The organism is Curtobacterium flaccumfaciens (genome assembly GCF_051548005.1).
Classification (GTDB): domain Bacteria; phylum Actinomycetota; class Actinomycetes; order Actinomycetales; family Microbacteriaceae; genus Curtobacterium.
This window is the reverse complement of record NZ_JBPUGH010000176.1, coordinates 1-6705: the sequence shown is the minus strand read 5'-3', so window position 1 is coordinate 6705 and position 6705 is coordinate 1. Positions and strand designations below refer to the sequence as shown.

Sequence of the window (6705 nt, the reverse complement as noted above, 5' to 3'; positions counted from 1 at the left end):
CCTGGTCCTCACCGTTGCGTTCCCGGACGGCGACGCTGGTGCCGCCACGGCCGCGAGTGAACACCCACAGCAGTGCCAGCACGATCACCACGACGCAAGCGGCGACGACGATCCACAGCGACGCCGCGGGCACGGAGAGGCTGGAGGGGAACGTGACGTACGGGTTGAGGGCGTCACGGACCGGAGGCAGGACGCCGGCGCCGATGGTCAGGCCGACGATGACGGCGACGAGGCCCAACACGAGCAGGATGATGCGGTTCAGGGTGCGGTTGCTGCGGGTCATGCCAGTGTTCCCTTCTCGTCCACACGGACCGTCACCCGCTTGCCGAACCGGCCGTCGAGCCGGCCGAGGCGTTCCTCCACCGCGGACCGGATGCGCTGCTCGTCGACCGGGATCCCGGTGACGGGCACGACGCGGACCTCGGTGCTCCGGCCGCGCGCGGTCGCGGAGGTGTTGTCCTCGGGGACGCCGGCGGCCAGTCCGGCCGCGTTCGCTGCGGTGGACGCGAGGATGCGGGTGTCGATGACGACGGCGCCCCGGTCGTGTTCGACCGCGGAACGGTGCTGCCGGCCGGGCTTGAGGGCCAGGACGATCAGCACGATCCCGAGGACCACGAGCACCACGGCGACGACCTCGACGATCGTCGTGAACGCGGCGTCGGGCTTCAGGGCCGCGTCGACGACCGTCTGCGGGTCCGCCAGCAGCGGGGGCGCACCGACGGCCTTCAGGACCGACTCGGTACCGATCCACGCTGCCACGAGGACGAGCACCACGAGCGCGACCGACACCGCGGTGGAGCGGGACGGGTGCACGCTGCGGCGACGGATGCGTCGTTCGACGGTTCCGTTGCTCATGACGACCTCCTAGCGGACCCGGCCGTCGTGCTCGCGCACGATGCCGGTGAGTTCGATGTGGGTGGAGCCGACGCGCCGGCCGGCCAGGGCTGCGACGCGGTCGCGGATGTCGCCGGCAGCACGGCCGGCGGCGGTGACGAGGTCGTCCTGCGCGCGGACGGGGCTCTCGACGTCGATCGTCAGGGCTCCGGCCGCGTCGCCGAGTCCGACCCGGACCCGCTTGGCAGGGGCGCCGAGCCGTTCGGCTGCGACGGCCCGCGCGAGCGAGTTCAGAGCCCGGGCGGTGACCTCGACGCGGCCGGGCACGCCCGGGCCGGCGGTCACCGGGAGCTCCGGCGTCCGGTCAGCACGTCGGTCAGGGCACCGCGGTCGATCTTGCCCGAGCTGATCGCGGCCACGAGGGCTCCGATCGCGCCGAACACGATGACGAGGACGAAGCCCCAGAAGCCGAACTGCAGCGCGACGACGGCGAGGATGGCGCCGATCAGTGCGCCGACGAGTGTGTTACTCAACGCGGGACTCCTTCTTGTCGTCGTTGTCGTCGTCGTCGCCCGGGATGTAGACGTCCTGGACGGTCACGTTGACCTCGGCGACCTCCATGCCGACGATCTGCTCGAGGGCACGCGCCACGCCGGTGCGGACACCGTCGGCGACCTGCTGGAGGGCGACCGGGTACTCGGCGACGATCACCACGTCGGCGGCGACCTGCTTCTCGCCGACCTCGACCTTGACGCCCTGTCCGTGGTCGCGCTGGCCGATCGCGTCGCGGATCGCGCCGATCGCGCGGGCGGCGCCGTTGCCGAGCGAGTGCACGCCGTTGACCTCACGGGCGGCGATGCCGGCGACCTTCGCGACGACGGTGTCGTCGATCGTGGTCTTGCCCGAGGTGCTGGTCGAGCCGGCTGCTGCGGTGCGCGGCGTGGTGGTGGTCGTGGTGGTCGTGGTGTCAGCCATGGTTGCTCCTTCCGTGTCCCGCCGGGCGTTCCCAGCGGTTGCTGTTCACGGATGAGACGGGCCACCACCGACCGTCGTCACGCACCGCTGAGAACGGTCAGCCGACTTCCAGGAACGGCCGTGACGCGCCCCGGTGGTTGTACCCCACCGGGGGACATGGCCGTGCGCAGCGCGGGAACCGGCTGACTCAGTGCGCTGGGCTGGCGGCCGGGTCGAGCGTGGTTCGTCGTCGAGCAGCCGCGATGTACTCGGTCGGCGTCGTGCCGTGCTCGGCGCGGAACAGCTGCTGGAGACGGCGCGGGCGGACACCGGCGGCCTCGGCGATGCGCGCCACCGTGAGGTCGTCGTCGGCGTGCTCCTCGATGAACGCGACCGCGAGCCGGAGCCGTGCGTTCGAGCGGTCGCGCAGCGTCGTCGCCGGGTCCTCGCCGAAGCGCTCCCGGTAGTCGCGCGCGAACCGGCCGGGGTTGGTGAACCCCCACCGTGCGGACACGGCCGAGACCGTCTGGTGGTCGCGTTGCAGGAGTTCGTCGCGGACGCGGTCGAGTCGGTGGTCGCGGAGGAAGCGACGCGGGGTCGTCCCCATCGTGCGGGCGAACACCTCCTGCAGGCCGCGTTCGCTCAGCCCGCAGGACTCCGCGATCCGGGCGACGGGCGGGCGTTCGGCGGCGTGCTCCTCGACGAAGCGGACGGCGTCCCGCAGTCGGTTGGCCACGGGGACGTCGTCGCCGCGGTTCCGGATCGGGAACGTGTCGAGCACCACGGTCGCCAGTCGACGGTTCAGTGCCGTGCGCATGGGCCCGGTGACGCGCTCGTCCAGCAGGGAGCACTGCAACTCGCGGAGGAGGCGACGGAGGGGTTCCCGGCGCGCGATCGCCTCGTCCTGCTGGTCGAACAGCAGGGGGCCGTCCGGCAGGCGGAAGCCGAGCTGGTGGCCGACCTCCCGGAGGAACGCGTCGGCGACGTGGATGCCGTGGTAGACCGTGCCGGACGACTCGAACCGGTACGCCTCCGACGCGGAGGCGATGTACGGGGTCCCGGGACGCACCACGCGCGTCCGGTCGGGGAAGTGCATCTCGAGCTCACCCGCGGTCAGCCAGAAGACGACGTGGTCCGTCCGTGGTCCGATCACCCCGCCACGACGTCCGCCGAGGGCCCGCATCGAGCGGAGGGTGAGGTCGTCGTCGCCAACGACCGTGTACTCGTACCGGGTGTCCGGGGTCGCGTAGGTGTCGCTCGCGAACTGCCGACCGGCGTACTCGGCGGTGAAGATCGTGTCGTAGTCGGTGCCGTCGTCGTGCGTGTACCGCGCTTTCCGGAACCCGTTGGACGCGGTGCTCATGGGGACTGCTTACACGATCGGGGTGAAGATCCACGCCCTCGCGCCGGACGCCAGCTCGACCTGCACCCTCCGGACGCCCGCGCCCGCGCGCCGGTCCAGGACGGCGAGCTGCCACTCGGCGTCGAGGCGGACCACCGAGCCCACGATCGAGTCGTCGGGGCCGCCCGGCCGCGAGGTGCCGTCCTCGAAGCGCCAGCCCGGGACGACGTCCTCGACCGCCCGGAAGATCCGGCCGAAGAGCGCGTCCTGCGCCGCCGACCCGGCGAGGTCCCCCACGGTGAAGACGTGGAACTCCTCACGGACAGGCTTCGGACCGATGGTCGGGGTCGACGTCCACACGAGCGCGCCGACCGCACCGGTGAGTCCCAGGTGCAGCAGCCCGATGACCGCGAGCGCGCCGCCCCAGATGATCCCGGAGTCGTCGGTCTCGCAGCCCTCCCAGGTCTGGTCCGAGCCGTTCGACGCGACCAGGCACCACCCCGAGGCATGGACGGTGGTGATGACGGCGACGAGACCGACCACGAGGAGGACGAGTGCGAAGACGCCGAGGCCGACGACCCAGCGCTGGCCGGGGGAGAGACGATGCACGAGACCGGAACCTACCGGAGCGCCACACGCCCGCGGAAGCCGAGCCGTGCCTCCCGTCCGGGTGTCGCGGCCACACGGTTTCACGACCCGGAATACCCCATGGGGGTACCATGTTGCCGTGGACGGAGAAACGATGCACGGGGACACGCACGCGCACGTCGGCTACATCGGCGACAAGGACGACCTGCTCAAACGGCTCCGCCGCGCCGAGGGCCAGGTGCGCGGCATCGCGCGCATGGTCGAGGACGAGACGTACTGCATCGACGTCCTCACCCAGATCTCCGCGGCGAACCGGGCGCTCGAACGCGTGGCGCTCTCCCTGCTCGAGGACCACCTCAAGCACTGCGTCGCCGAGGCCGTCGCCGAGGGCGGCGACGCCGCCGACCAGAAGGTGCGGGAGGCGAGCGACGCGATCGCGCGCCTCGTCCGCTCCTGAACCGACCGAACCCGATGGAGGGAACCAGCATGACCACCGAGACCCTGCTCGTCACCGGCATGACCTGCGAACACTGCGTGATGAGCGTCACCGAGGAACTCACCGAGGTCGACGGCGTCCAGGGCGTGGCGGTCGACCTCGTGCCCGGCGGCTCGTCGACCGTCACCGTGACCTCGGACGTTCCCGTCGACGACGACGTCCTGCGCACGGCCATCGCGGAAGCGGGGTACGAGGTCGTGCACTCGTGAGCGACGTCGAGCTCGACATCACGGGCATGACCTGCGCCTCGTGCGCGAACCGCATCGAGCGCAAGCTCGGCAAGCTGCCCGGGGTCACCGCCACGGTGAACTACGCGACCGAGAAGGCGCAGGTGCGTGTCGAGGACGCCGCTGACGTCGACGTCGACCGGCTGATCGCCACCGTCGCGTCGGCCGGCTACGGTGCGACGGTCCCGGCGCCGCCTCCGGCGACCACGGACACGCCGCTCCCGGACGACGAGACCACGCTGCTGCGTCGTCGGCTCGTCGTGTCGGCCGTGCTCGCGCTCCCGGTCGTCGTGCTCTCGATGGTGCCGGTCCTGCAGTTCCCGAACTGGCAGTGGGCGGCGCTGACGCTCGCGGCCCCCGTCGCGGTGTGGGGCGCGCTGCCGTTCCACCGGGCCGCGTGGGTGAACGCACGCCACGGTGCGGCGACGATGGACACCCTGGTGAGCGTCGGCGTCCTCGCAGCCTTCCTGTGGTCGCTGTACGCGCTGTTCCTCGGCGACGCCGGGATGCCGGGCATGCACATGTCGTTCTCGTGGTTCGCGGCCGACCCGGAGGGGACCGAGCTCTACCTCGAGGTCGCGTCCGCCGTGACGGTGTTCGTGCTCGCGGGCCGGTACATGGAGGCCCGGGCGAAGCGCGAGTCCGGCGCGGCGTTGCGGGCGCTGCTCGAGCTCGGCGCGAAGGACGCGTCGGTGCTCCGCGGTGCGGACGAGTCGCGCGTGCCGGTGTCGTCCCTCGTCGTCGGTGACGTGGTGGTCGTCCGGCCCGGCGAGCGCATCCCGAGCGACGGCGTCGTCCGCGCGGGGTCGTCGGCGGTCGACCTCAGCATGCTCACGGGCGAAGCAGTGCCGGTCGAGGTCCGGACGGGTGACCACGTCACCGGGGCGACCGTGAACGTCGGCGGCCGACTCGAGGTGACGATCACCGCCGTCGGCGCCGAGACCGAGCTCGCCCGGATGGGCCGGCTCGTCGAGGAGGCGCAGACCGGCAAGGCCGACGTGCAGCGGCTGGCCGACCGGGTGTCCGGGGTCTTCGTCCCCGTCGTCATCGGGCTGGCGCTGCTCGCGTTCGTCGGGTGGCTCGTGTTCGGTGGATCCGTGACCGCGGCGTTCACCGCTGCGGTGGCGACGCTCATCATCGCCTGCCCGTGCGCGCTCGGGCTCGCGACGCCCACGGCCCTGCTCGTCGGGACCGGCCGCGGGTCGCAGCTCGGCATCCTGATCGGCGGGCCGGAGGTCCTCGAGCGCACCCGCGCCGTCGACACGATCGTGCTCGACAAGACCGGGACGGTGACCACCGGTGCGATGACCGTGCGGGCGGTCGTCCCGGCGGAGGGCGGGTCACTTCCTCGCGGCGTCGACGTCGACGTGCTCGCGCTGGCCGCCGCCGTCGAGGACGGCTCCGAGCATCCCGTGGCACGGGCAGTGGTCGCTGCAGCGCGGGACCGTGGCGTCGACGTGCCCCGCGCCGACGACTTCGTCGCGACCCCGGGCTCGGGCGTGCAGGCCGTCGTGGACGGCGACGCCGTGTTCGTCGGCGGCCACGACTGGTTGCGGGACGCTTGGGCGGTCGACGTCCCGTCGGACGCGGTGGACGCGGTCGCTCGTGCGGAGGCCGACGGGGCCACCGCGGTCGTCGTCGCCCGGAACGGCACAGCCCTCGGCGTGATCGTCGTCGGTGACACCGTGAAGGACGAGTCGGCCCTCGCGGTCGAGCGCTTCCGGGCACTCGGGTTGCACCCCGTCCTGCTCACCGGCGACAACGACGGAGCCGCACGTGCGGTGGCGGACGCCGTGGGCATCGACGAGGTGCACGCCCGGGCGACCCCCGCCTCGAAGCTCGACACCGTGCGACGGCTGCAGCGCGAGGGCCACGTCGTCGCGATGGTCGGCGACGGCGTGAACGACGCGGCAGCGCTCGCGGCGGCCGACCTCGGGATCGCGATGGGAGCCGGGACCGACGCGGCGATCGCGGCGAGCGACATCACCGTGGTGAGCGGCCGGCTCACGGTCGTGGCGGACGCCGTCCGGTTGTCACGGGCGACGCTCCGCACGATCAAGGGGAACCTGTTCTGGGCCTTCGCGTACAACGTGGCGGCGATCCCGCTCGCGATGGCGGGGCTGTTGAACCCCGTGCTCGCGGGGGCGGCGATGGCGTTCTCGTCGGTCTTCGTCGTCACGAACAGTCTGCGGCTGCGGCGGTTCCGGCCCGCGGCCTGAGCTCGCGGCGCGGCGGCGGCCGACCGGGCCAGCGCAGGGCCGGAC

The 6705-nt window shown here is 72.5% G+C and carries 10 protein-coding genes; 3 read left to right on the top strand and 7 right to left on the bottom strand.

What is annotated here, in order from left to right:
* The 7 genes from ACSW7Y_RS15440 to ACSW7Y_RS15410 form a co-directional block, all read right to left on the bottom strand.
* Positions 1-283, bottom strand: a 283-nt coding sequence (locus ACSW7Y_RS15440; RefSeq protein WP_438127125.1) for a hypothetical protein, incomplete at its 3' end; no start/stop codon positions are given.
* A complete protein-coding gene (locus ACSW7Y_RS15435) occupies positions 280-855 on the bottom strand; it encodes a DUF6286 domain-containing protein (protein WP_438127124.1) in 576 nt (191 codons plus the stop codon). The genes ACSW7Y_RS15440 and ACSW7Y_RS15435, both read right to left, overlap by 4 nt.
* 9 nt (positions 856-864) lie before the next feature.
* Positions 865-1179 carry a hypothetical protein gene (locus ACSW7Y_RS15430; protein WP_438127123.1) on the bottom strand — a complete coding sequence of 105 codons (315 nt, stop codon included), beginning with the start codon at positions 1177-1179 and terminating at the stop codon, positions 865-867.
* On the bottom strand, positions 1176-1367 hold the full coding sequence (locus tag ACSW7Y_RS15425; RefSeq protein WP_022902999.1) for a DUF2273 domain-containing protein: 192 nt from the start codon (positions 1365-1367) through the stop codon (positions 1176-1178). Before ACSW7Y_RS15425 ends, ACSW7Y_RS15430 begins: the two co-directional genes overlap by 4 nt.
* Entirely contained in the window at positions 1360-1809 is a 450-nt protein-coding gene (locus tag ACSW7Y_RS15420) for an Asp23/Gls24 family envelope stress response protein (protein ID WP_438127122.1), read from the bottom strand. Before ACSW7Y_RS15420 ends, ACSW7Y_RS15425 begins: the two co-directional genes overlap by 8 nt.
* A gap of 187 nt (positions 1810-1996) precedes the next feature.
* The gene (locus ACSW7Y_RS15415; protein WP_438127121.1) at positions 1997-3151 is read right to left on the bottom strand and encodes a helix-turn-helix domain-containing protein; all 1155 of its coding nucleotides are present in this window, start codon (positions 3149-3151) and stop codon (positions 1997-1999) included.
* A 9-nt stretch (positions 3152-3160) separates the two neighbouring features.
* Positions 3161-3739 carry a hypothetical protein gene (locus ACSW7Y_RS15410; RefSeq protein WP_438127120.1) on the bottom strand — a complete coding sequence of 193 codons (579 nt, stop codon included), beginning with the start codon at positions 3737-3739 and terminating at the stop codon, positions 3161-3163.
* A gap of 133 nt (positions 3740-3872) precedes the next feature.
* On the opposite strand from ACSW7Y_RS15410, the gene ACSW7Y_RS15405 reads away from it, so the two are divergent.
* From ACSW7Y_RS15405 to ACSW7Y_RS15395, 3 genes are read left to right on the top strand one after another with little or no spacing between them, the layout of a single operon-like run.
* Positions 3873-4175: a metal-sensitive transcriptional regulator gene (locus tag ACSW7Y_RS15405; protein WP_438127126.1), complete on the top strand. Its 303-nt coding sequence runs from the start codon at positions 3873-3875 to the stop codon at positions 4173-4175.
* 29 nt (positions 4176-4204) lie between these two features.
* Positions 4205-4423, top strand: coding sequence for a heavy-metal-associated domain-containing protein (locus tag ACSW7Y_RS15400; protein ID WP_438127119.1), 219 nt, complete (start codon positions 4205-4207; stop codon positions 4421-4423).
* Positions 4420-6660, top strand: coding sequence for a heavy metal translocating P-type ATPase (locus ACSW7Y_RS15395; protein ID WP_438127118.1), 2241 nt, complete (start codon positions 4420-4422; stop codon positions 6658-6660). Before ACSW7Y_RS15400 ends, ACSW7Y_RS15395 begins: the two co-directional genes overlap by 4 nt.
* The last annotated feature ends 45 nt before the right edge of the window (positions 6661-6705 follow it).